The organism is Streptomyces viridochromogenes DSM 40736 (genome assembly GCF_000158955.1).
In the GTDB taxonomy this organism is placed as follows: domain Bacteria; phylum Actinomycetota; class Actinomycetes; order Streptomycetales; family Streptomycetaceae; genus Streptomyces; species Streptomyces venetus.
Genome location: NZ_GG657757.1, coordinates 7303274 through 7325803 on the forward strand (window position 1 = coordinate 7303274; position 22530 = coordinate 7325803).

Here is a 22530-nt window from a genome sequence, read left to right on the forward strand (position 1 = left end):
CGCCTCGATCATCGTCGGACAGCTCATCAGCCACAGCGGCCGCTACAAGGCCTACCCGATCCTCGGCGGCGCCCTCTCCGTCACCGGCATGTGGCTGCTGTCCCGCCTCGAGGTCGGCACACCGCGGCTGCACTACAGCATCTGGATGGCCGTCCTCGGCGCCGGCTTCGGCATGGTGATGCCGGTCCTGATCCTCGCCGTGCAGAACTCGGTGCGCCCCGCCGACCTCGGCGCCGCCACCAGTGCCAACAACTACTTCCGCCAGATCGGCGGCAGCGTCGGGGCCGCCGTCTTCGGCACCCTCTTCGCCGACCGGCTCGGCGACGCCCTGACCCGCCGGCTCCCCCCGCGCGCGGGCACCCGGTTCCCCGACCCGGAGTCCATCACCCCGCAGCTCGTGCACACCCTGCCCCCGGCCGTGCGCGACGGCTACGTCCGGGCGTACGCCGACGCCATGCCGCGGATCTTCCTCTACCTGGTGCCGGTGCTGGTCCTCGGACTGGTCATCGCCCTCTTCCTCAAGGAGAAACCCCTGGTGTCCCACATCGCCTCCGTCACCGACCCGGACACGGCGCCGGGGAACGCCCCGATCCCGCGGGCCCGCGCGCCCCACGCCGCCGGCGTCCCCGTCTGCGGCTCGGTGCAGCACCACGACGGCACCGTCGTGCCCCGCGCGGCGCTCACCCTCATCGACATCACCGGACAGCAGACCGGGCGCGTCGCGAGCGGCGAGGACGGACGCTACGCCCTGGCCACCCCGGGCCCGGGGGCCTACGTGCTGATCGCCGCCGCGGGCGGCCACCAGCCGCAGGCGGTCTCCGTGACCGTCGGCGAACGCCCCGTCGAACTGGACATCGTCCTGGGCGGCGCCGGAAACCTCGTCGGCAGCGTCGTCACCGCCGACGGCACACCCGTGCGGGACGCCACCGTCACGCTCACCAACGTGCACGGCGAGGTCGTCGCCACCACCCGAAGCGGCCGCGAGGGCGGCTACATCATCACCGAGCTGGTGGCCGGCGAGTACACCCTCGCCGCCAGCGCGCCCGCCTTCCGCCCGGCCGCGCTCCCCGTCACCGTCCAGGCCGCCCGCGAGACCCGCCGGGACATCGAGCTGGCCGGCGGCGCCGTGCTGCGCGGCACCGTCCGGGCCGGCGGCGGCCGGCCCGTGGAGGACGCGCGGGTGACCCTGCTGGACGTGGCGGGCAACGTCGTCGACACCCTCACCACCGGCCCCGACGGCACCTTCCGGTTCGTCGACCTGTCCTCCGGCGAGTACACCGTCATCGCCGCCGGCTACCCGCCCGTCGCCACCGTCCTCCAGGTGGCCGGAGGCGGACGCACCGAGCGGGACCTCCAGCTGGGACACGCGGACTGAACCGCACCGGCGCGCGGGGTCGCACGCCGGTGCGCACCCCGCGCGAGCAATTCCCGCATTGCCGCACATGGCAACCGGCCGTCACCGTACGGTGGTGACGGCGGCACAGATCTCGCGGATCCGTGGGGAGAGAGGGCCTGGACCATGGACCGTGGCACCGACAGGGACACAACTCCCGGCCCCGCGGCCGGAGACGGCACGGAGGCGGAGGCGACCGAGCCCGGCCGTGTCCCCCTGGCCGTGGTCGTCGTCGACCGCGAAGGCCTCGTGTCCCACTGGAGCCGGGGCGCCCGGCGCCTGTTCGGCCTTCCCAGGGAGGAGGCGATCGGTCGCGCGGCGCTCGACCTGCTCCCCGTCTCCGGTGCGCTCCCCGAGGAACAGGACACCACCCCGTACGCGGACTACGACGGGCTCGGCCCCGACCTCGAATCCTCCCTCGACAAAGGGCTGTCCTACCCCGCCGCGGGCCGCGCCCGGCTCACCGCGGCCGGACGCGACCGGGCCGACGTCCTGTGGTGGGCCTACCCCCTGGTCGGCCCCGGCCGCGAGCGGCTGCTCGTGCTGGCCGCCGACGCGGACGGGCTGCGCGCCGGCGGCACCGGCGACGGGCCGGTCGAGCGGATCGCTCCCGGCTTCGCCCTGCACACCGACTTCCCCGGGGCGGAGGACCTCGCCCGCCGGCTGCCCGAGATCCTGCCCAGCATGAGCGTCGGCGAGAGTGCCCGCATCGTCGCGCAGGTACTCGAACTCGGTTACCCCGTCCTGGAGTTCAGCCAGAACGACCGGGTGCCCGTCACCCCCGACTGGGGGGTGGCCCGGCGCGCCGAGCGCAGGGCCCGCCGCGAACGGGCCGCCCAGGCCCTGGCGGCCGGCGAGCCCCTGCCGGAGGAGCTGCGCGACGAGGGCGAGGACCTGGAGTACGCCGCCGTCCGCGAGCGCCTGGAGTTCCTCAACGAGGTCAGCGGCCGCATCGGCACCTCCCTCGACCTGTCGCGCACGATCATCGAGGTCAGCAAGGCCGTCGTGCCCCGCTTCACCGACGTCGCCGGCACCTACCTGCGCGAACAGGTCGTCGCCGGTGAGGGGTTCCGGGAAGGCGTGCCCGACACCACGACCATGTGGCACCGGGTCGCCCTCGAGCACACCGACGAGCCCGGCCGCTGGGACGACGTCGTACCCGTCGGCGAGGCCATGCCGTTCCCGGCGCACACGCCGTTCTTCCAGTGCATGACCACCGGCGAACCCGTCCTGGTGCCGCGCATCAGCGAGGAGATGGGCCACGCCATCGCCGCGCAGTTCGACAAGCGCGACATCCGGCCGCTCATCACCGGCCGCTCGATGCTCGTCGTGCCCCTGAAGGCGCGCAACGTCGTCCTGGGGTTCATGATCCTGCTGCGGCACCCGGAGCGGCCCGTCTTCAACGACATGGACCGGGTCACCGGCGCCGAACTCGCCGCCCGCGCGGGCCTCGTGCTCGACAACGCGCGCATGTACACGTTCCAGGAGAACGTCGCCGAGACGCTCCAGGACAGCATGCTGCCGCACATCCCGTCGCGCATGGCGGGCTGCGACATCGCCACCCGCTATCTGCCGGGCACGCTCCTCGGACGGGTCGGCGGCGACTGGTTCGACGCGGTGAAGCTGCCCGGCGGCCGCACCGCGTTCGTCGTCGGCGACGTCATGGGCCACGGGCTGAACTCGGCCGCCAAGATGGGCCAGTTGCGGACGGCCGTGCACACCATGGCCGGACTCGACCTGCCGCCCGCCCAGCTGCTGCGCAACCTCGACGACCTCGCCCAGCGCCTCGGCGACACCTACCTCGCGACCTGCCTGTACGCCGTCTACGACCCGATCGCGAGTGAACTGCGCCTGGCCAACGCGGGTCACATCCCGCCCGTCCTCGTCCGTGCCGAGAACGGCCGCAGCGAACTGCTCGACCTGCCCACGGGCGCGCCCGTCGGCGTCGGCGGGGTGCCCTTCGAAGCGGTGCGGGTGCGGGTGGAGCCCGGCGACCGGCTGGTGATGTGCACCGACGGGCTGGTCGAGATGCGCGGCGAGGACATCGGCGTAGGCCTCGCGACGCTCTGCGAGTCGGCCGCCCATCCGGCAGCGTCCATGGACGACGCCTGCGACACCATCATCCGTGCCCTCAACACGAGCGGCGGCCGCAAGGACGACGTGGCCCTGCTGATGGCCCGCCTGAACGGCATCGAGCCGGACGACGTCGCCGCGTGGCGGCTCGCCCTCGATCCGGCCGAAGCCGCCCGGGCCCGCGCCGCGGTGCGCGAACAACTCCACGGCTGGGGCCTGGCGAAGCTGGTCCCGCCCGCCGAGCTCATGGTCAGCGAACTGGTCACCAACGCCCTGCGGCACTCCCACGCCCGCCCCGTCGAACTGCGCCTCGTCCGCGGCGACACCCTGCTGTGCGAGGTGGACGACGACGACCACGAGCTGCCGACGCTGCTCGACACGGGCCCGCTCGACGACGTCGGACGCGGACTGAGGGTCGTCAGCACCCTGTCCCGGGAGTGGGGCACCAGCCGGACCAGAGCGGGCAAGACCGTCTGGTTCGAGCTGACCCTCCCACGCCGCTGAAGAACACCGGGGATCGAACGCCAAGTGAAGGATCACGCCACGTTCTTGTGGCGGTGACCAGGGCGCGGTACACCGTACTCGCCCGTCGCATGGCGGGATTCGTTCGCACCCTGGGGAGTTGGGCATGAGCGTGACGAATCGGTACCGGGAGGCCTGGGAGGGGTTCTGGCGTGCGGCGTCCGCCGAACCCGGGGCGGTGTTCTGGGACGCGGAACCGGCCCTGACGGCCGGACCGCACCTCGCCCTGTTCGAACCACGTCTGGCCGATCCCGCGCTGCCGCTGGTGGACCTCGGCTGCGGCAACGGCACCCAGACCCGCTTCCTCGCCGACCGCTTCCCGCGCGTCATGGGCGTCGACCTGTCGGCCGCGGCCCTGGACCACGCACGGCGGGCCGACCCGGCGGGCCAGGCCGTCTACCGGCAGCTGGACGCCGCCGAGAAGAGCGAGGCACAGGCCCTGCACGCGGAGCTCGGTGACAGCAACGTGTACATGCGGGGCGTCCTGCACCAGTGCGAGTCCGAGGACCGGCAGTCGCTCGTGGACGGGATCGCCACCCTGGTGGGCGAACGGGGCCGGGCCTTCCTCGTGGAGCTCTCGGACGCCGCCAAGCCGGTGCTGACGGGACTGGCGAGCGGACCCGACGGTCCGCCGCCCAAGCTCGCGCCCGTCTTCCGGCACGGCATCGCCCCCGGCGAGGTCTCCGACGACGCCGTGCCGGAGTTCCTGCGCTCGGCCGGACTCGCCGTCCTGGCGAGCGGCGAACTGCCCCTCGCGACCACGGAGTACCGCCCCGACGGGGTGCGTGTCGAGCTGCCTTCGCGGTGGCTGCTGGCGGGGCGCACGGTCTGAGACCCGGCCGGTGCGGGCCGGTCCGTGGTCCGTGCCGCCCGGCCGGTCGGCCAGACACGCCAGGTACAGGGCCATGGCCGTCCGGTGCTCGCGCAGCGGACGGCCCGAGAGCTGCTCGATCTTGTTCATGCGGTAGACGACGGTGTTGCGGTGGATGTGCAGCGCCGCGGACGCCCGGACGAGGTTGAAGCCGCTCTCGCACCACGCGGTGATCGTGTCGCGCGGCGCCGGCCAGTCCGGCTGGTCCCGCAACCGCGCGGCGGTCAGGTCGAGCAGACGGGTGCGGGCGGACTGGCTCACCGCCGCCAGGAGCTGGTGGACCCGCAGATCACCGATCGCGTGGACGGTCGAGCCGCCGTCCACCCGGGAGCCCAGCCGCAGCGCGTCGCATGCGTCCTGGCAGGCGGTCGTCGTCGCCGCGGGCGTGCGCTCGCCGGGCCTTCTCGGCTCCTCGGACACCGGCTGCCCCTCCATCCGCTTCGACCGGCTCCGGAGGTGACGCGACGCGGCCTGGTGAGCGTGGGTTTGTCGGAGTACGGTCACTCTTCACCGTCCGTGCACCTGCCTCGTCCCCCGGAGGACAGTCATGCCGTTGCCCTGGTTACGGATGCTGGTCGCGTCGGCCGCGGCCCTGGTGCTGACCGCCCCGTCCGCGGTCGCCACCGCCGCGGCGCCGGGCGGGCACGGGCCGGCGGCGAGCGTGCACACCGCCGGGCGGGTCAAGGACGCCGGGGACGTGCTCCAGTACAGCTGGCCCGGCGTGTACTTCGAGGGCCGGATCCGGGGCACCGGCGTGGGCGTCGTGCTCGACGACCCGGCCGCCGACTACGACGTCCAGGTCGACGGAAGCACCGTCGCCACCCTGGTCACGCCGGGCAGGACCACCCACTGGGTCGACGGCCTGCGGGACGGCGTGCACACCGTCCGGCTCGTCAAGCGCAACGACACCCCCTGGAGCACCAGCGCGTTCGGCGGCTTCGTCGCCGCGCCCGGCGGCGCCGTGCTCGCCAGGCCGGCCGCACGCGGCCGCCAGATCGAGTTCGTCGGAGATTCGCTCACCGTCGGCTACGGCAACCTCTCGACCTCCCGCGACTGCGACGGCGAACAGCTGAAGCGCACCACCGACGCCGACGTCAGCTACGGCGCCCTCACCGCGCGCGAGCTGGGCGCCGACTACCAGATCAACGCCTACTCGGGCCTCGGCATGGTGCGCAACTACAACGGCGGCTCACCGGACGTCACCTACCGCACCTTCTACGACCGCGCGCTGCTGAACGTCCCGGGCGACGTCTGGCAGAACCCGGGTACCTGGCGGCCGCGGCTCGTGGTGGTCCACCTCGGCACGAACGACTTCTCGACCCCCGTGGGCCCGGGCGAGCCGTGGACGGACGAGAGCCTCGCCGCCGCCTACCGGAGCGCGTACGGCGGCTTCCTCCACAAGCTCCGTGCGCGCTACGGGCCCGGAACCACCCTCGTGGCCGTCGGCGCCGGACCCTTCGCGGGTCACGTCCAGCAGGTGGTCGGGGAACTCACCGGGGCGGGGGACCGCCGGGTCCGCTACTGGCCCCTCGACGACACCGGCTTCGATCACACGGGCTGCCACTGGCACTACTCGGCCCACGACCACCGCCTCCTCGCCGACCGGCTCACCGCGTTCCTGCGCGACCTGCCGATCCGTTGGTGAGCACCTCGTAGCCGGTTCCGCCCGCAGCGCGTAACGTGACGAACCATGAAGATCTCCGTCCGGGGCCGCCCGTCATGAGAATCCTCGTCAGCGCCGACATGGAGGGCGCCACCGGTGTCACCTGGCCCGACGACGTGGTGCCCGGCGCCTCGCAGTGGGAGCGCTGCCGGTCGCTGTTCACCTCGGACGTCAATGCCGCCGTGCTCGGCTTCCACGACGGCGGCGCCGACGAGGTGATCATCAACGAGGCCCACTGGTCGATGCGCAACCTCCTGCTGGAGCGGCTCGACGACCGGGCCCAGCTGCTCACCGGGCGGCACAAGGAGCTGTCCATGGTGGAGGGCGTGCAGCACGGCGACGTCGACGGTGTCGCGTTCGTCGGCTACCACGCGGGCGCGGGCATGGAGGGCGTCCTCGCCCACACCTACCTCGCGAACTCCATCACGGGCGTGTGGCTGAACGACGTACGGGCGAGCGAGGGGCTGCTCAACGCCCATGTCGTCGCCGAGTACGGGGTGCCGGTCGTCCTGGTCACCGGGGACGACGTGGCCTGCGAGGACGCGCTCGGGTACGCGCCCGGGGCGCTGAAGGTCGCGGTGAAGGACCACGTCTCGCGGTACGCGGCCGTGTGCCGTACGCCCGCCCGGACGGCCGCCGACATCCGGGCCGCGGCCAAGGAGGCCGCCTCGCTCGCGGTGCGGCACGAACCCGTGCGCGGGGGTCCGTTCACCGTCGCCGTCGAGTTCGACGCCGAGCACCTGGCCATGGCCGCCACCGTCGTGCCGGGTGTGGACCGGATCGGGGAGCGGAAGGTGGCGTACACGAGCGGGACCATGTACGAGGGCATCCGCGCCTTCAAGGCGGTCACCACGATCGTCTCGGCCGCGGTGGAGGAGCAGTATGGGTGAGCAGATCGACGGGTCGGCGCTGGACGAGGTCGTGACGTTCACGTCCGACCTGATCCGGATCGACACCACGAACAGGGGCGGGGGCGACTGCCAGGAGCGGCCCGCCGCCGAGTACGCCGCCGCCCGGCTCGCCGAGGCCGGGATCGAGCCGACGCTCCTGGAGCGCACCAAGGGCCGCACCAACGTCGTCGCCCGCGTCGAGGGCACGGACCCCTCGGCGGACGCGCTGCTCCTCCACGGCCATCTGGACGTCGTGCCCGCCGCGGCCGCCGACTGGAGCGTGCACCCCTTCTCCGGGGAGATCCGCGACGGCGTCGTCTGGGGGCGCGGCGCCGTCGACATGAAGAACATGGACGCGATGATCCTCGCGGTCGTGCGCGCCTGGGCGCGTCAGGGCGTCCGGCCCCCGCGGGACGTCGTCATCGCGTTCACCGCGGACGAGGAGGCCAGTGCCGAGGACGGCTCCGGGTTCCTCGCCGACGAGCACGCCGCACTGTTCGAGGGCTGCACCGAGGGCATCAGCGAGTCGGGCGCCTTCACCTTCCACGACGGCAACGGGCGGCAGATCTACCCGATCGCGGCCGGGGAACGCGGCACCGCCTGGCTGAAGCTCACCGCGCGCGGACGCGCCGGGCACGGCTCCAAGGTGAACCGGGACAACGCCGTGACCCGCCTCGCCGGCGCCGTCGCGCGGATCGGCGCGCACGAGTGGCCGCTGCGGCTGACCCCGACTGTGCGTGCCGCGCTCACCGAACTCGCCGCGCTGTACGGCATCGAGACCGACGTCACCGACGTGGACGCACTGCTGGAGAAGCTGGGGCCGGCCGCAAGGCTCGTCGAGCCGACCGTCCGCAACAGCGCCAACCCGACCATGCTGGACGCCGGTTACAAGATCAATGTCATTCCCGGGGAGGCCGTGGCCCATGTGGACGGCCGGTACCTGCCCGGCGGCGAGGAGGAGTTCCGCGACACCCTCGACCGGCTCACCGGGCCGGACGTGGCGTGGGAGTACCACCACCGCGAGGTCGCCCTGGAGTCGCCGGTGGACTCGGCGACGTTCGCCCGGATGCGGGCCGCCGTCGAGGAGTTCGCCCCGGAGGGGCACGTGGTGCCGTACTGCATGTCCGGCGGCACGGACGCCAAGCAGTTCTCCCGCCTCGGCATCACCGGCTACGGCTTCACACCGCTGAAGCTGCCGGAGGGCTACGACTACGGGGCCATGTTCCACGGCGTCGACGAGCGGGTCCCCGTCGAGGCGCTGCACTTCGGTGTGCGGGTGCTCGACCGGTTCCTGCGGACGGCCTAGGCGAGCGGGGGAGACGGTGCGGAAGCTGGCGTACGGGTCCTGGCCCTCGCCCATCGACGCGGCCCTGGCCGCCGCGCACGACGGGCACCCCGAGTGGGTGGGCTTCGTCGGCGACGAGGTGTGGTGGACCGAGCCGCGCCCCGCCGAGGGCGGCCGGCGCACCCTGGTGCGGCGGCACGCCGACGGCACGGAGGAGTCACTGCTGCCCGCCCCCTGGAACGTGCGCAGCCGGGTCATCGAGTACGGCGGACACCCCTGGGCCGCCCTCACGGGCGACGACGGCCCGCTGGTGGTGTTCGTGAACTTCGCCGACCAGCGGCTGTACCGCTGGGAACCGGGCGGGCGGCCGCGCCCGCTCACGCCTGTGTCCCCGGTGGGCGCCGGGCTGCGCTGGGCGGAGCCACAGGTGCGGCCCGAGCGGGGCGAGGTCTGGTGCGTGCTGGAGGAGTTCACCGGCGAGGCACCCACCGACGTCCGCCGTGTCCTCGCAGCCGTCCCGCTCGACGGCTCCGCCGCCCGGGACCGCGCCGCCGTACGCGAACTCACCGACGGCCGGCACCGGTTCGTCACCGGGCCGAGGCTCTCGCCCGACGGGCGGCGCGCCGCCTGGCTCGCCTGGGACCATCCGCGCATGCCCTGGGACGGCACCGAACTGGTCCTCGCCGACATCGGCCCCGACGGCACCCCGCACGGCGCCCGGACCGTGGCCGGCGGCCCCGGTGAGTCCATCGCCCAGGTGGACTGGACCCACGACGGCCGGCTGCTGCACGCGAGCGACCGCAGCGGCTGGTGGAACCTCTACCTCGACGACGAGCCGCTGTGCCCGCGCGAGGAGGAGTTCGGCGGGGCGCTGTGGAAGCTGGGCTCACGATGGTTCACACCGCTCGCGAGCGGAATGATCGCCGTCGTGCACGGCCGGGGCGCCACCGCCCTCGGCATACTCGACCCGGAGACGGGCGAGGTCGTCGACGCGGCCGGACCCTGGACCGAGTTCGCGCCCACCCTCGCCGCCCACGGCGAACGCAGCGAGACGGGGGTCCCCCCGCCCGGAGGGTGGGGGAGGGTCGTCGCCGTGGGGGCCAGCCCGCGCAGCGCCTACGAGGTCGTGGAGCTGGACGCCCGCACCGGCCGGGCCCGGGTGATCGGCGCCGGGCACGACGACGCCGTGGACCCCGCCTACTACCCCGAGCCCCAGATCCGCACCTTCACCGGTCCCGACGGGCGCGACATCCACGCCCACATCTACCCGCCCCACCACCCCGGCTGTGTCGCGCCCGGTGACGAGCTGCCGCCGTACGTCGTCTGGGCGCACGGCGGGCCCACCGGCCGCGCGCCCCTCGTACTCGACCTGGAGATCGCCTACTTCACCTCGCGCGGCATCGGCGTCGCCGAGGTGAACTACGGCGGCTCCACCGGCTACGGCCGCCCGTACCGTGAGCGGCTGCGCGAGCAGTGGGGCGTGGTGGACGTCGAGGACTGCGCCGCCGTCGCCCTGGCCCTCGCCGACGAGGGCACCGCCGACCGCGACCGCCTCGCCGTCCGGGGCGGCAGCGCCGGCGGCTGGACCGCGGCCGCCTCCCTCACCACGACCGGTGTCTACGCCTGCGGCACGATCAAGTACCCCATCCTGGACCTCACCGGCTGGGGCACGGGGGAGACCCACGACTTCGAGTCGCGGTACCTGGAGAGCCTGATCGGGCCGCTCGCCGAGGTGCCCGCGCGGTACGCGGAGCGCTCGCCCGCCACCCACGCCGACCGCCTCGCCGTGCCGTTCCTGCTGCTCCAGGGCCTGGACGACGTGATCTGCCCGCCCGTGCAGTGCGAACGGTTCCTGGCCCGGCTGGGGGACCAGCCGGTGCCGCACGCGTACCTCGCCTTCGAGGGGGAGGGGCACGGGTTCCGGCGGGCGGAGACCATGGTGCGCGCCCTGGAGGCCGAACTGTCCCTCTACGCCCAGGTGTTCCGCCTGACACCGCCCGGCATCCCGACCCTGGAGCTGGGGCCCTCCCCATGGATCTCCGCGTGAAACAGCTACTGCGACCTCCCCGACTCGCCCCCGGTGCCCGTGTGGCGGTCGTCGCGCCCAGCGGGCCCGTGCCCGAGGAGCGGCTCCAGGCCGGGATCGACGTCCTGCGCGGCTGGGACCTGGACCCGATGGTGATGCCCCACGTGCTGGGCCGGCACGACACCTTGGGCTACCTGGCGGGAACCGACGCCGAGCGGGCCGCCGACCTCCAAAACGCCTGGTGCGATCCGGCCGTCGCCGCGGTGCTGTGCGCCCGGGGCGGGTACGGGGCGCAGCGCATGGTCGACCTGCTGGACTGGGACGCGATGCGGGCGGCGGGGCCGAAGGTGCTCGCCGGGTTCAGCGACATCACCGTTCTGCACCAGGCCTTCGCCACCCGCCTGGGACTGGTCACCCTGTACGGCCCGGCGGCGGCCGGCGTCGACTTCCTGAAGAACGCCCGGGCCCAGGATCATCTGCGGGCCACCCTCTTCGACCCCGAGTCCGTACGGACCGTCACCGCCGTACCCCCGGGCGGTGGAGTGCTGGTGCCGGGCCGGGCCCGGGGCGTCACGCTGGGCGGCTGCCTGAGCCTGCTCGCGAGCGACCTCGGCACACCGCACACGCACGCCGGGGCCGGGGGCGGGCTGCTGCTGATCGAGGACGTGGGCGAAAGCCCGTACCGCCTCGACCGGTACCTGACGCAACTCCTGCGCTCCGGCCGGCTGGACGGGGTCGCCGGAATCGTGCTCGGCTCGTGGGAGTCGTGCGGACCGTACGAGGAAGTGCGGGCGGTCCTCGCCGACCGGCTCGGCGGCCTCGGTGTCCCGGTCGTGGAGGAGTTCGGGTTCGGCCACTGCGAGGGCGCGCTGACTCTGCCGCTCGGCGCCCGGGCCGAACTGGACGCCGCAGCGGGCACGTTGACGTTCGACGAACCGGCCCTGAGCTGAGGACGCCGCCGCTGAAATCCTGTCAAGAACCCTCGTTTCGGTGATTGACGCCTCCTGACACGTGTCACACCATGACTACCGGCCAGTACCTACTGGTCGGTATCCAGCTCGCCCGGATGCCGTCGTCCCCACCGTGGAGGTCCGAGTGTCCCGACGCGTGCCCAGATCCCGCGCACCGCTCGCTCTCGTGCTGAGCGCCGCCCTGGCCGTCCCCCTCGCACTCACCCCACCGGCGGCGGCGGACTCCGCCTACACCGTCACCTCGCTGAAGCTCACCGTCCGCTCCGGCGGCCGCCCCTGCACGGTCGACGCCGACCTGTACCGCCCCGCGGGCGTGGACCGCGCCCACCCGGCCCCCGCCGTGCTCGGCACCAACGGCTTCGGCGGCAGCAAGTCGGACGGCTCCACGGACACCATCGGCAAGGCCTTCGCCCGGCGCGGCTACGTCTCCCTCATCTACTCCGGGCTCGGCTTCGGCAGGAGCGGCTGCCTCATCTCCCTCGACGACCCGGCCATCGACGGAGCCGCCGCCTCGCAGCTGCTCGACTTCCTGGGCGGCAGACGCACCGCCGACGACGGCACCACCGTCGACTTCGTCACTCTCGACGCCCCGGGCGACCCGCGCGTCGGCATGATCGGCGGTTCCTACGGCGGCGCCGTCCAGCTGGCGACGGCCGCCGTCGACCACCGCCTCGACGCGCTCGTCCCCATGATCACCTGGAACGACCTGGCGTACGCGCTGGCCCCCAACAACGCCGCCGGCGGCAGGGGCGTCCCGGGCGTCCCGGGCGTCTTCAAATGGCAGTGGACCAACGGCTTCTACCTCATCGGCGAGGGCCAGCCACTGCTCCAGCCCAACATCGACCCGTCCCGCGTCAACTCCCTCAGCTGCCTGCACTTCGTCACCCGGGCCTGCCGGACCATCCACACACTGAACTCGGGCCGCTACCCCGCCGACCGGACCGCCGAGCTGCTCGCCTTCGCACGGAGCGTCTCCCCGGCGTCGTACCTCCGCCGCGTCCGGACGCCCACCCTGCTGGTCCAGGGGCAGGCCGACACCCTCTTCAACCTCAACGAGGCGACGGCGACGTACCGGACGCTCTCGGCCCAGGGCACACCCGTGAAGATGATCTGGCAGTCCTGGGGCCACAGCGCCGGGCCCACCGGCCCGGCCGCCGGTGAACTCGACCTGTCAAAGGGCAACCTGGAGACCAGCTACGTCGGCCGGCGCGTCCTCGCCTGGTTCGACCGCCATCTGCGGGGGCGGCAGGACGTCGACACCGGACCGGCCTTCGCCTACCACCGGGACTGGATCACCGACCCGGACCGCACCTATGCCACCGCCGACCGGCTCCCCGAGCAGGGCCGCACCTTCTACCTCTCCGGCGACGGCAAACTCGTCGACAACCGGAACAAGGTGGCCCGCGGCAGCCGGAGCTACACCAACTGGACCGTCCCCACGAGCCATTCGGAGAGCTCGCTGGCCGGCCTCCTCGGACTGCCCGCCGCCCCGCCGCGCGACACCGAGGGCACCTACCTCGACTGGACCAGCGCCCCCCTGGCACGCCCCCTCGACGTCGTGGGCGCGCCCCGGGCCACCCTCAGGGTGCGCTCCGCGAAGGCCGAGCGCACACAGAACTCCCGCGACGCGGCCGACAAGCTCGTCCTGTTCGCCAAGCTCTACGACGTCGCCCCCGACGGCACCCGCACCCTGGTGCGCCGCCTGGTCGCGCCGGTCCGCGTACCGGACGTGACCAGGAGCTTCACCGTCACGCTGCCCGGCATCGTGCACCGGTACGACACGGGGCACCGGCTGCGGTTCGTGATCGCGGCGAGCGACGACGCGTACTTCGGCAACCGGGGCGTCAAACCGGTGACCGTGGTCAGCGGACCCCGGAACACCGGAGTGCTCCGGCTGCCGGTCCCCGGCTCCTGACGGGGCCGTCCTTTCACGGGCGGCGAGGTTACTGTGGCGGGGTGCCGCACAACGCATCCCGCTACCTCGTCGAGGGCCCCCGGGTGGGGGTACGCCACTTCACCTACGAGGACGGTGCCGAGTTCACCGCCCGCGCCCGGGAGAGCAGGGACCTGCACCGCCCGTGGCTCTTCCCGCCCGAGGGAGCCTCGGCGTACACCGCGTATGCGGGCCGGCTGATCGAGGACCCGTCCAAGGCCGGGTTCCTGGTCTGCGAGAAGGACGACGGTGCCGTCGCCGGATTCATCAACATCAACAACATCGTCGAGGGCGGCTTCCAGTCCGGGGCGCTGGGCTACGGCGCCTTCGCGCACGCCGCCGGGCGCGGGCTGATGCGCGAAGGGCTCGACCTCGTCGTGCGGTACGCGTTCGGCCCGATGCGGCTGCACCGGCTGGAGATCAACGTCCAGCCCGCGAACGCCCCGTCGATCGCCCTGGCCCGCGGCTGCGGGTTCCGCCTGGAGGGCTTCTCGCCGAAGATGCTCTTCGTCGACGGGGCCTGGCGCGACCACCAACGCTGGGCGATCACCACCGAGATGATCGAGGGGCCGGGGCGGCGCTGAGACCGGCCCCGGCGGGCGTCACGGGTTGCGGTCCACGTACTCGTAGATCGACCCGTCCGGATGCAGGGCGATCAGATTGCGGCCCGCCGGTGACGCGATGGGCCCCGCGACGATGTGGGCGCCCAGCTCGGTGAGCACCCGGTGGGTGTCGTCGACGTCCTTCACGGCGATCGTCGCGGCGACCTTGCGCAGCACCTCCAGTTCGGCAGGGGGGCCGCTCATCAGCAGGAAGCAGCCGATCGCCGCCACCTGGACGCCGCCCCGCTCGAAGCGCTGGGCTCTGCCGCCCGCCAGCCGCTCGTAGAAGGGGATCGCGGTCTCGAGGTCGTCGACGCAGACGCGCAGCGTGGTACCCAGAATCTCCATGCCGACGAGCCTAGTTACGCGCCAGGGGGCGAGGGTACCCGACCGGGCATGAAGCCGTTGGATCACCTGGAGCATCTGGACAAGCACCTGGTCGACGAGCTGGCACAGGTGGCGCGCGAGACCGTACGGGACGAACTGCGCGAGCAGACACGCAAGCAGCGCCGCAAGGCGGCCCTGTACGCCGCGTCCGGCGCCCTCGCCCTGTACGCGGGCGCGGCCCTCGCGCTCGCCGTGGGACTGGCCCTCGCCCTCGGCCTGCCGGACTGGGCCGCCGCGCTGATCACCGCCGTGATCCTGGGAGTCCTCGCGTACGTACTGCGCGGCGCGGCCCGGCCGTCCGCCTCCCGGACCGGCTCGGGCGCCGGTATGCCCGGTGGTGTGCCGCCCGTACCGCCGGCCCCGCCCGCCGCCGGGCCGGTCGGCGGAGCCGCCGGAGGGCCCGCCCCGGGCACCGTGCCCCCGCTGCCCTCGGACGCCCCCGAAGTACCCCGCCGCACGGCGTGATACGAGGTGGGCAGGACAGGAACACGGCACGAGCACGGCCGCGTCATCGTGGAGACCGGAGCCGGCGGCGGCGTGGGACGGGCCACGGCCCGGGCCTTCGCCGCCCGGGGGTGACAAGGTCGCCCTGCTGGCCCGGGGGCGCAAGGGCGTGGCCGCCGCGGCGGACGACGTACACCAGGCCGGAGGCGGGAGCGCACGACGGGCCGGCGAACCTGTGGGCGCCCGCGGACGGTCGGCACGGCGTCGACTTCGGCGCGCACGGGCGGTTCGACGAGGAGGCGGTGGGCGGTAGTTCGCAGCAGTGGGTGTCGCGGAACCGGGGGTGGATGGGCGTGGCCGCGGCCCGGCCCCCAGGCCAGTTTGTGCCGACTGGAAGTGCCGCGATGTGCCGTCGTGCGGCTGCGGTGTCGTTGTGGCTGGTCGCGCAGTTCCCCGCGCCCCTGTGGGGCGCTGCTGTGGGACGCTCCTAGGCGATCCGGTAGGCCGCGATCTCCTGGGTGCGCAGGGTCAGTCCGTGGCCTGCGCCCTGTGTCGGGCGGATCGTGCCGCCCGTGGGGTCCAGGGCGCCGTCGAAGAACATGTCCTCGATGCGGACGTGGTCGTGGAACCACTCGATGTGCCGGAGGTTGGGGATCGTGGCGGCCGCCGCCGCGTGGGCGTGCGGGGCGCAGTGCGCGGAGACCTCCAGGCCGTGGGCGTGGGCCAGCGCCGCCGCGCGCAGGAACTCGGTCAGGCCGCCGCAGCGCGTCGCGTCCACTTGGAGGCAGTCGACCGCGCCGGCCGAGACCATCCGGGCGAAGTAGGGCAGGTCGAAGCCGTACTCCCCGGCCGTCACGTCGCTCACCACCGCGTCCCGGACCATTCTGAGGCCCGTCAGGTCGTCCGAGGAGACCGGCTCCTCGAACCAGCCCACCCCGTGCTCGGCCAGCGCATGGCCGACACGTACCGCCTGTTTGCGGGTGTAGGCGCCGTTGGCGTCGACGTACAACTCGGCCTCCTCACCGATGACATGGCGGGCGGACCGGACGCGGTGCAGGTCGCGGGTGACCTCGCGGCCCCAGCTCTCACCGATCTTGATCTTCACGCGTGGGATGTGCTGGCCGTGCACCCAGCCGTTCAGCTGCGCGGCCAGATGCGTGTCGTGGTACGTCGTGAAGCCCCCGCTGCCGTACACCGGGACCCGCTCGGTCCGCGCCCCCAGCAGCCGGGCCAGGGGCAGTTCGAGGAGCCGTGCCTTGAGGTCCCACAGGGCGATGTCCAGAGCGGAGATCGCGCAGGCCGCGATGCCCGGGCGGCCCGCGTTGCGCACTGAGCGGCACATCGCGTCGTGCACGGCGGGGATGTCCAGGGCGCCCATGCCTTCGACCAGCGGGGCGAGGGCGGCGCCGAGGAAGTCACCGACCGCCGCCGGACCGTACGTCCAGCCCGTCCCGGTCGCGTCGCCCGCCGACACCTCGCAGATCACCACGGTCGTGGTGTCCCAGGCCAGTGTGCCGTCCGCCTCGGGAGCGTCGGTCGGCACGGTGTACACGGAGACGGCGGGCCGGTGGAGTTCCATGGCGCCCTGCCTTCGTCAGACGGCCTGCTGGAGCTGCGGCAGCACCTTCGTGCGGTAGAAGTCGAAGAAACCGCGCAGGTCGGGCCCGATCTGGTTGACGTAGACCCGGTCGAAGCCCGCGTCGGCGAACTGCTTCAGCTCCGCCACGTGCTCGTCCACCTCGTCGCCGCACACCCGGTTCTCGCGCACCATGTCCTCGGTGACCAGCTGCTGCACCTGTTCGAAGTGTTTCGGGGAGGGCAGCACCTGGCCCAGCTCGCCGGGCAGCTGCTCGTTCGCCCAGAGCCGGTGCACGGTCCGTACGGCCTCGTCCTTGTCGGTGTCGTAGCAGACCTTGGTGCCGCCGCTGACGAGCTTGCCGCCGCCTCCGCCCTTGCGGTACTGCTCCACCATCGCCTCGTCCGGCGTGACCGAGATGTAGCCGTCGCCGACGCGCGAGGCGAGCTGGGTCGCCGCCGGGCCGAAGCCGGAGATGTCGATCGGGATCGGCTCGTCCGGAACCGTGTACAGCCGGGCGTTCTCCACCGTGTAGTGCGGACCGTGGTGGTTGACCTCCTCCCCGCTGAACAGCCGGCGCATCACCTGGATGGCCTCCTCCAGCATCTCCAGCCGGACGTGGGCCGGCGGCCAGTGGTCGCCCAGGATGTGCTCGTTGAGGGCCTCGCCCGAGCCGACGCCGAGCCGGAAGTGGTCGTTCGTCATCACCGCGCTGGTCGCCGCGGCCTGTGCCACCACCGCCGGGTGCATGCGCACCGTCGGGCAGGTCACCGCCGTCTCGATCGGCAGGGACACCGCTTCGGACAGCGCGCCGATCACCGACCACACGAACGGGCTCTGGCCCTGCTCGTCGTTCCACGGGTGGTAGTGGTCCGAGATCCACAGCGCCTGGAAGCCGGCCTGCTCGGCCATCCGCGCCTGCTCGATGAGCTCGGCCGGTCCGTACTGCTCGCACGAGAGGAAGTAACCGTACTCGGGCATGGGGGAGTGCCTCCTCCGTGGTGCGGTCCGTGTCCCGCACCGGGTACCCGGGCGCCGGGCCGGAAACCGGCCGCGTTCGGGCGGGCGGACCCCGGCGGACGTTTGGGTGCCCTGGCCAGGGGGACGCGGAAGGCTCCCGAGGTACGCGACAGCGCCGGAGGCGAGCCAACCGTGAGTCGACCCCGCATCGTGATCGTCGGTGCCGGCTTCGCCGGGTACCGCACGGCCCGCACCCTGTCCCGGATCACCCGGGGGCGGGCCCACATCACCCTGCTGAACCCGACCGACTACTTCCTGTATCTGCCCCTCCTGCCCCAGGTCGCCGCCGGTGTCCTGGAGCCGCGCCGGGTCACGGTCTCCCTCTCCGACACGCTGCACGGCGTACGGCTGGTTCTCGGCGAGGCCGACGGCATCGACCTCGACGGGCGCACCCTGCACTACACCGGCCCCGAGGGCGAGGGCGGCACACTCTCCTACGACCGGCTGGTGCTCGCCGCCGGCAGCGTCAACAAGCTGCTTCCCATCCCCGGCGTCGCCGAGCACGCGCACGGCTTCCGGGGGCTGCCCGAGGCGCTCTACCTGCGCGACCACGTGACCCGGCAGGTGGAGCTCGCGGCTGCGGCGGACGACCCCAAGACGTGTGCCGCGCGGTGCACCTTCGTCGTGGTCGGCGCCGGATACACCGGCACCGAGGTCGCCGCGCACGGGCAGATGTTCACCGACGCGCAGGTTCGCAAGCACCCGCTGCGGCGGGGCATGCGGCCGCGCTGGCTGCTGCTGGACGTGGCGCCGCGGGTGCTGCCCGAGATGGACGAGAAGCTGTCCGCCACCGCCGACCAGGTGCTGCGGGAGCGGGGCGTGGACGTGCGGATGGGCACCTCCGTGAAGGAGGCCACGCACGACGGGGTCATGTTGACGGACGGCGAGTTCGTCGACACCCGGACGCTCGTGTGGTGCGTGGGGGTACGGCCCGATCCGCTGGTCGAGTCCCTCGGGCTGCCGCTGGAGAAGGGGCGGCTGCTCGTCGACCCGCACCTGCGGGTGCCGGGCCGGGACGAGCTGTTCGCCTGCGGTGACGTGGCGGCGGTGCCCGATCTGGAGAAGCCGGGCAGTTACACGGCGATGACCGCGCAGCACGCCTGGCGGCAGGGCAAGGTCGCGGCGGAGAACGTCGCCGCCTCGCTGGGCCTCGGCGGCGCGCGCAAGCCCTATCGGCACCGGGACCTCGGTTTCGTCGTCGACCTGGGCGGTGCGAAGGCTGCCGCCAACCCGCTGGGCGTGTCCCTGTCCGGGGTGCCGGCCGGGGTGGTGGCGCGTGCCTACCACCTCGCCGCCATGCCCGGCAACCGTGTCCGGGTCGCCGCCGACTGGCTGCTGGACGCGGTACTGCCGCGGCAGGCCGTGCAGTTGGGGCTCGTCCGGTCCTGGTCCGTACCGCTGGACACGTCGTCTCCGGAGCTGGCCAGGGTGCCGGGCGGGCCCGGACGGCAGGAGGAGGCCGGCGCCCGGTCCGGGCCGGGGGCGGCGCTCGCGTCCGACACCCACGACGAACCCGGCAGGGGCGGGACCGGAGAAGAGCCCGCGAAGGGGCAGCCCGGATCCGGATCGACGCAGGTACGACCCGGACCCGGGCCCGCGCAGCCTCGCACCGAGGCGGATACGGCGAAGGGCCGCCCGGGCGCGACGCCGCCCGGGGAGGGTCCCGGTTCCCGCTTCGTGGAGCAGCGCTCCGAGGCGGAGACGGCGAAGGGGCAACGGGGCCGCGAGCCGGCAGGGGACCAGAGCGGCGGGCGGCCCGCCAGGAGCCGGCCGGGTGGTGAGCCCGCCAAGGGCTCCGGCGGCGAGCCTGCCGTGAACCAGTCCGGTGGCGAGCCCGCGAAGAACCAGCCCGGTGGCGAGCCTGCCAGGAACCAGCCGGGCGGCGAGCCTGCCAGGAACCAGCCCGGGGGCGAACCCGCGAAGAACCAGCCCGGCGGGGAGTCCGCCAAGAACCAGCCCCGGCACGGCACCCTCGAACCGCCGCCCGGCCAGCCACCCCCGGGTTCCGACACCGCCCCCGGCCCCGTCAAGCGATCCGATCCGCCGGACGACTCCGCGAAAGGAGACTCATGAACACCGGTGAACTCACCGACCTCGGCCAGCAGCTGCGCGTGGACAGTGTCCGCGCTGCCGCCGCCGCGGGATCCGGGCACCCCACGTCCTCGATGTCCGCGGCGGACCTGATGGCCGTCCTGCTCGCCCATCACTTCCACTACGACTTCGACCGCCCCGCCCACCCCGGCAACGACCGCTTCGTCCTCTCCAAGGGACACGCCTCCCCGCTGCTGTACTCGGCGTACAAGGCGGCCGGCGCCGTCGACGACGAGGAACTGCTCACCTTCCGCAAGCTGGGCAGCCGACTCGAAGGGCACCCCACACCGCAGCGCCTGCCCTGGGTCGAGACGGCCACCGGCTCGCTCGGCCAGGGCCTGCCGGTCGGCGTCGGCATCGCGCTCGCCGGCAAGCGGCTCGACCGCACCGGCTACCGCGTGTGGGTGCTGTGCGGCGACAGCGAGCTGGCCGAGGGATCCGTGTGGGAGGCCGCCGAGCACGCCGGGTACGAGCACCTGGACAACCTCACCGTGATCGTCGACGTCAACCGGCTCGGCCAGCGCGGCCCCACCCGGCACGGGCACGACCTGGACGCCTACGCCCGCCGCTTCAAGGCCTTCGACTGGCACACCATCGAGGTCGACGGCCACGACGTGGACGCCATCGACCGCGCCTACGGCGAGGCCGCGTCCACCAAGGGCCAGCCCACCGCGATCCTGGCCCGCACCCTCAAGGGCAAGGGCGTCGAGGGCGTCCAGGACCGCGAGGGCCTGCACGGCAAGCCGCTGCCCGAGGCGGACGAGGCGATCGCCGAACTCGGCGGCCCGCGCGACATCCGCCTCCAGGTGCAGGAACCGCCCGCCGCCCGCATGCTGCACTCCGTCCACACCGGGAACTTCGAACTCCCGAAGTGGGACAAGGGCGAGGAGGTCGCCACCCGCAACGCCTTCGGCGAGGCGCTGGCCGCGCTCGGCACCGGCCGCGGCGACATCGTCGCCCTGGACGGCGAGGTCGGCGACTCCACCCGCGCCGAGTTCTTCGCCAAGGAACACCCCGACCGCTACTTCGAGTGCTACATCGCCGAGCAGCAACTGGTCGCCTCCGCGGTCGGGCTCGCGTCCCGCGGCTGGGTGCCGTACGCGGCCACCTTCGCGGCCTTCCTGACCCGGGCCCACGACTTCATCCGGATGGCCTCCGTCAGCGGCGCCGGCATCAACCTCGTCGGCTCGCACGCGGGCGTCGCCATCGGCCAGGACGGACCCAGCCAGATGGGCCTGGAGGACCTGGCGATGATGCGGGCGGTGCACGGCTCGACCGTGCTGTACCCCTGCGACGCCAACCAGACCGCACGGCTCGTCGGCACGATGGCCGGCCTGGAGGGCGTGCGCTACCTGCGCACCTCGCGCGGCGAGAGCCCGGTGATCTACGGCCCGGACGAGGAGTTCCCGGTCGGCGGCAGCAAGGTGCTGCGCTCCTCCGGCGAGGACCGGCTGACCCTCGTCGCCGCGGGCGTCACCGTGCACGAGGCCCTGGCCGCCGCCGACGCCCTGGCCGGCGAGGGCATCCAGGCCCGCGTGATCGACCTGTACTCCGTGAAGCCCGTCGACCGCGCCACGCTGCGCCGGGCCGCCGAGGAGACCGGCTGTCTGGTGACCGTGGAGGACCACCACCCGGAGGGCGGCCTCGGCGACGCGGTCCTCGACGCCTTCACCGACGGGCGCCCCGTACCGCGCCTGGTGCGGCTCGGCGTACGGAACATGCCGGGCTCGGCGTCCCCGGACGAGCAGCTGCACGCCGCGGGCATCGACGCGGAGTCGATCGCGGCGGCCGGGCGGCTGCTGGTCGAGGAGGCGGTCGTGCCGTGAGCGGCGGCGACGGCACGCGCAGGGTGCGGGCCGGCCGCCGCACCGTGGAGGTGCACCGGCCGGACAAGGTGCTCTTCCCCGGCGGCGGGGACGCCAAGGAGTACACCAAGGGCGACCTGGTGGACTACCACCGGGCCGTCGCGCCCTTCATGCTGCCGCATCTGCGCGGCCGTCCGCTGATGCTGGAGCGGTACCCGGACGGCCTCGACGGCCCCCGCTTCATGCAGAAGAACACCCCGGACCACTACCCGGAGTGGATCGACCGCGTCGAGCTGTCCAAAGAGGGCGGCACCGTCTGCCACACCGTCTGCGACGACACCGCGACCCTCCTCTACCTGGCCGACCAGGCGAGCATCACCCTGCACCGCTGGCTGTCCCGAGCCGACAGCGCCGACCACCCCGACCGGCTGGTCTTCGACCTCGACCCGGCGGGGGACGACTTCGAGGCGGTCCGGGAGGCCGCCCGGCTGGTGGGGGAGCTGCTGGACGAGCTGGAGCTGCCCTCCGCGCTGATGACCACCGGCTCGCGCGGGCTGCACGTGATCGTGCCGCTGAACGGCCGGCACGGCTTCGACGAGGTGCGCGCCTTCGCCAGGGACGTCGCGGACACGCTGGCCGACGCCCACCCCGACCGGCTCACCACCGCCGCCCGCAAGAAGGACCGCGGCGAGCGGCTCTACCTCGACGTGCAGCGCAACGCCTACGCGCAGACGGCCGTGGCGCCGTTCACCGTCCGGCCCCGGCCGGGCGCGCCCGTGGCGACCCCCGTCAGCTGGGAGCAGCTGGACGATCCCGAACTGCACGCCCGCCGCTGGACCATCGCCGACGCGGTCGAGCAGGCCCGCACGAACCCCTGGTCGGGCCTGCTGAACCGCGGTCGGTCGCTGGGCCCGGCCCGGCGGCGGCTGGACGCCCTGCGCGGCTGAGCCACGCTCCGGCGGCGGGCGGTGGGTGGCA

Annotated in this window: 18 protein-coding genes and 1 pseudogene; 15 read left to right on the top strand and 4 right to left on the bottom strand. The window is 73.5% G+C overall.

Annotated features, from left to right (window positions below; translation table 11 throughout):
- The 3 genes from SSQG_RS31970 to SSQG_RS31980 form a co-directional block, all read left to right on the top strand.
- Window positions 1–1375, top strand: a 1375-nt coding sequence (locus tag SSQG_RS31970) for an MFS transporter (protein WP_003994096.1), incomplete at its 5' end; no start/stop codon positions are given.
- A 144-nt stretch (window positions 1376–1519) separates the two neighbouring features.
- Entirely contained in the window at window positions 1520–3970 is a 2451-nt protein-coding gene (locus SSQG_RS31975) for a SpoIIE family protein phosphatase (RefSeq protein ID WP_003994097.1), read from the top strand.
- A gap of 124 nt (window positions 3971–4094) precedes the next feature.
- Window positions 4095–4820, top strand: a complete 726-nt coding sequence (locus SSQG_RS31980; RefSeq protein ID WP_003994098.1) for a class I SAM-dependent methyltransferase — start codon at window positions 4095–4097, stop codon at window positions 4818–4820.
- A 108-nt stretch (window positions 4821–4928) separates the two neighbouring features.
- Here SSQG_RS31980 and SSQG_RS43180 read toward each other — a convergent pair.
- Window positions 4929–4982, bottom strand: a pseudogene (locus SSQG_RS43180) (helix-turn-helix domain-containing protein); the annotation flags it as partial.
- Here SSQG_RS43180 and SSQG_RS43185 point away from each other — a divergent pair.
- The 8 genes from SSQG_RS43185 (at window position 4975) to SSQG_RS32020 (ending at window position 14211) form a co-directional block, all read left to right on the top strand.
- Complete coding sequence (locus SSQG_RS43185; protein ID WP_039934092.1) at window positions 4975–5319, top strand: hypothetical protein; 345 nt, start codon at window positions 4975–4977, stop codon at window positions 5317–5319. The pseudogene SSQG_RS43180 and the gene SSQG_RS43185 sit on opposite strands and share 8 nt — an antisense overlap.
- 108 nt (window positions 5320–5427) lie before the next feature.
- Window positions 5428–6504 (top strand): SGNH/GDSL hydrolase family protein, encoded by a 1077-nt coding sequence (locus SSQG_RS31990; protein ID WP_003994100.1) that lies wholly within the window; start codon window positions 5428–5430, stop codon window positions 6502–6504.
- Window positions 6505–6578: 74 nt separating this feature from the next.
- Window positions 6579–7412, top strand: a complete 834-nt coding sequence (locus tag SSQG_RS31995; RefSeq protein ID WP_003994101.1) for a M55 family metallopeptidase — start codon at window positions 6579–6581, stop codon at window positions 7410–7412.
- Window positions 7405–8718: a M20/M25/M40 family metallo-hydrolase gene (locus tag SSQG_RS32000; RefSeq protein WP_003994102.1), complete on the top strand. Its 1314-nt coding sequence runs from the start codon at window positions 7405–7407 to the stop codon at window positions 8716–8718. Before SSQG_RS31995 ends, SSQG_RS32000 begins: the two co-directional genes overlap by 8 nt.
- Before the next feature lie 16 nt (window positions 8719–8734).
- Window positions 8735–10744 (top strand): prolyl oligopeptidase family serine peptidase, encoded by a 2010-nt coding sequence (locus tag SSQG_RS32005; RefSeq protein ID WP_003994103.1) that lies wholly within the window; start codon window positions 8735–8737, stop codon window positions 10742–10744.
- Window positions 10741–11673: a S66 peptidase family protein gene (locus SSQG_RS32010; protein ID WP_003994104.1), complete on the top strand. Its 933-nt coding sequence runs from the start codon at window positions 10741–10743 to the stop codon at window positions 11671–11673. The genes SSQG_RS32005 and SSQG_RS32010 overlap by 4 nt, the downstream gene beginning before the upstream one ends.
- 133 nt (window positions 11674–11806) lie before the next feature.
- Window positions 11807–13609, top strand: coding sequence for a CocE/NonD family hydrolase (locus SSQG_RS32015; protein WP_003994105.1), 1803 nt, complete (start codon window positions 11807–11809; stop codon window positions 13607–13609).
- 41 nt (window positions 13610–13650) lie between these two features.
- On the top strand, window positions 13651–14211 hold the full coding sequence (locus SSQG_RS32020) for a GNAT family N-acetyltransferase (protein WP_003994106.1): 561 nt from the start codon (window positions 13651–13653) through the stop codon (window positions 14209–14211).
- Window positions 14212–14229: 18 nt separating this feature from the next.
- Here the strand turns inward: SSQG_RS32020 and SSQG_RS32025 are convergent, their stop codons facing one another.
- Window positions 14230–14577, bottom strand: a complete 348-nt coding sequence (locus SSQG_RS32025; protein WP_003994108.1) for a VOC family protein — start codon at window positions 14575–14577, stop codon at window positions 14230–14232.
- Window positions 14578–14625: 48 nt separating this feature from the next.
- Between SSQG_RS32025 and SSQG_RS32030 the strand changes: the two genes are divergently transcribed.
- Window positions 14626–15081 carry a phage holin family protein gene (locus SSQG_RS32030; RefSeq protein ID WP_039934095.1) on the top strand — a complete coding sequence of 152 codons (456 nt, stop codon included), beginning with the start codon at window positions 14626–14628 and terminating at the stop codon, window positions 15079–15081.
- Between the two features lie 466 nt (window positions 15082–15547).
- Here the strand turns inward: SSQG_RS32030 and SSQG_RS32035 are convergent, their stop codons facing one another.
- Together SSQG_RS32035 and SSQG_RS32040 are read right to left on the bottom strand one after the other, a co-directional pair.
- Window positions 15548–16639, bottom strand: a complete 1092-nt coding sequence (locus SSQG_RS32035) for an enolase C-terminal domain-like protein (protein ID WP_003994109.1) — start codon at window positions 16637–16639, stop codon at window positions 15548–15550.
- 15 nt (window positions 16640–16654) lie between these two features.
- The gene (locus tag SSQG_RS32040; RefSeq protein ID WP_003994110.1) at window positions 16655–17617 is read right to left on the bottom strand and encodes an LLM class F420-dependent oxidoreductase; all 963 of its coding nucleotides are present in this window, start codon (window positions 17615–17617) and stop codon (window positions 16655–16657) included.
- Window positions 17618–17788: 171 nt separating this feature from the next.
- Between SSQG_RS32040 and SSQG_RS32045 the strand changes: the two genes are divergently transcribed.
- From SSQG_RS32045 to ligD, 3 genes are read left to right on the top strand one after another with little or no spacing between them, the layout of a single operon-like run.
- The gene (locus SSQG_RS32045) at window positions 17789–19729 is read left to right on the top strand and encodes an NAD(P)/FAD-dependent oxidoreductase (RefSeq protein WP_003994111.1); all 1941 of its coding nucleotides are present in this window, start codon (window positions 17789–17791) and stop codon (window positions 19727–19729) included.
- Window positions 19726–21573, top strand: coding sequence for a transketolase (locus tag SSQG_RS32050; protein ID WP_003994112.1), 1848 nt, complete (start codon window positions 19726–19728; stop codon window positions 21571–21573). Before SSQG_RS32045 ends, SSQG_RS32050 begins: the two co-directional genes overlap by 4 nt.
- Window positions 21570–22499 carry a non-homologous end-joining DNA ligase gene (gene ligD / locus SSQG_RS32055; protein WP_003994113.1) on the top strand — a complete coding sequence of 310 codons (930 nt, stop codon included), beginning with the start codon at window positions 21570–21572 and terminating at the stop codon, window positions 22497–22499. Before SSQG_RS32050 ends, ligD begins: the two co-directional genes overlap by 4 nt.
- The last annotated feature ends 31 nt before the right edge of the window (window positions 22500–22530 follow it).

Coding starts and splice junctions, on each gene's coding strand:
- SSQG_RS31975 (WP_003994097.1), top strand. CDS start 1,520: ATGGACCGTGGCACCGACAGGGACACAACTCCCGGCCCCGCGGCCGGA.
- SSQG_RS31980 (WP_003994098.1), top strand. CDS start 4,095: ATGAGCGTGACGAATCGGTACCGGGAGGCCTGGGAGGGGTTCTGGCGT.
- SSQG_RS43185 (WP_039934092.1), top strand. CDS start 4,975: ATGTGCAGCGCCGCGGACGCCCGGACGAGGTTGAAGCCGCTCTCGCAC.
- SSQG_RS31990 (WP_003994100.1), top strand. CDS start 5,428: ATGCTGGTCGCGTCGGCCGCGGCCCTGGTGCTGACCGCCCCGTCCGCG.
- SSQG_RS31995 (WP_003994101.1), top strand. CDS start 6,579: ATGAGAATCCTCGTCAGCGCCGACATGGAGGGCGCCACCGGTGTCACC.
- SSQG_RS32000 (WP_003994102.1), top strand. CDS start 7,405: ATGGGTGAGCAGATCGACGGGTCGGCGCTGGACGAGGTCGTGACGTTC.
- SSQG_RS32025 (WP_003994108.1), bottom strand. CDS start 14,577: ATGGAGATTCTGGGTACCACGCTGCGCGTCTGCGTCGACGACCTCGAG.
- SSQG_RS32030 (WP_039934095.1), top strand. CDS start 14,626: ATGAAGCCGTTGGATCACCTGGAGCATCTGGACAAGCACCTGGTCGAC.
- SSQG_RS32035 (WP_003994109.1), bottom strand. CDS start 16,639: ATGGAACTCCACCGGCCCGCCGTCTCCGTGTACACCGTGCCGACCGAC.
- SSQG_RS32040 (WP_003994110.1), bottom strand. CDS start 17,617: ATGCCCGAGTACGGTTACTTCCTCTCGTGCGAGCAGTACGGACCGGCC.
- SSQG_RS32050 (WP_003994112.1), top strand. CDS start 19,726: ATGAACACCGGTGAACTCACCGACCTCGGCCAGCAGCTGCGCGTGGAC.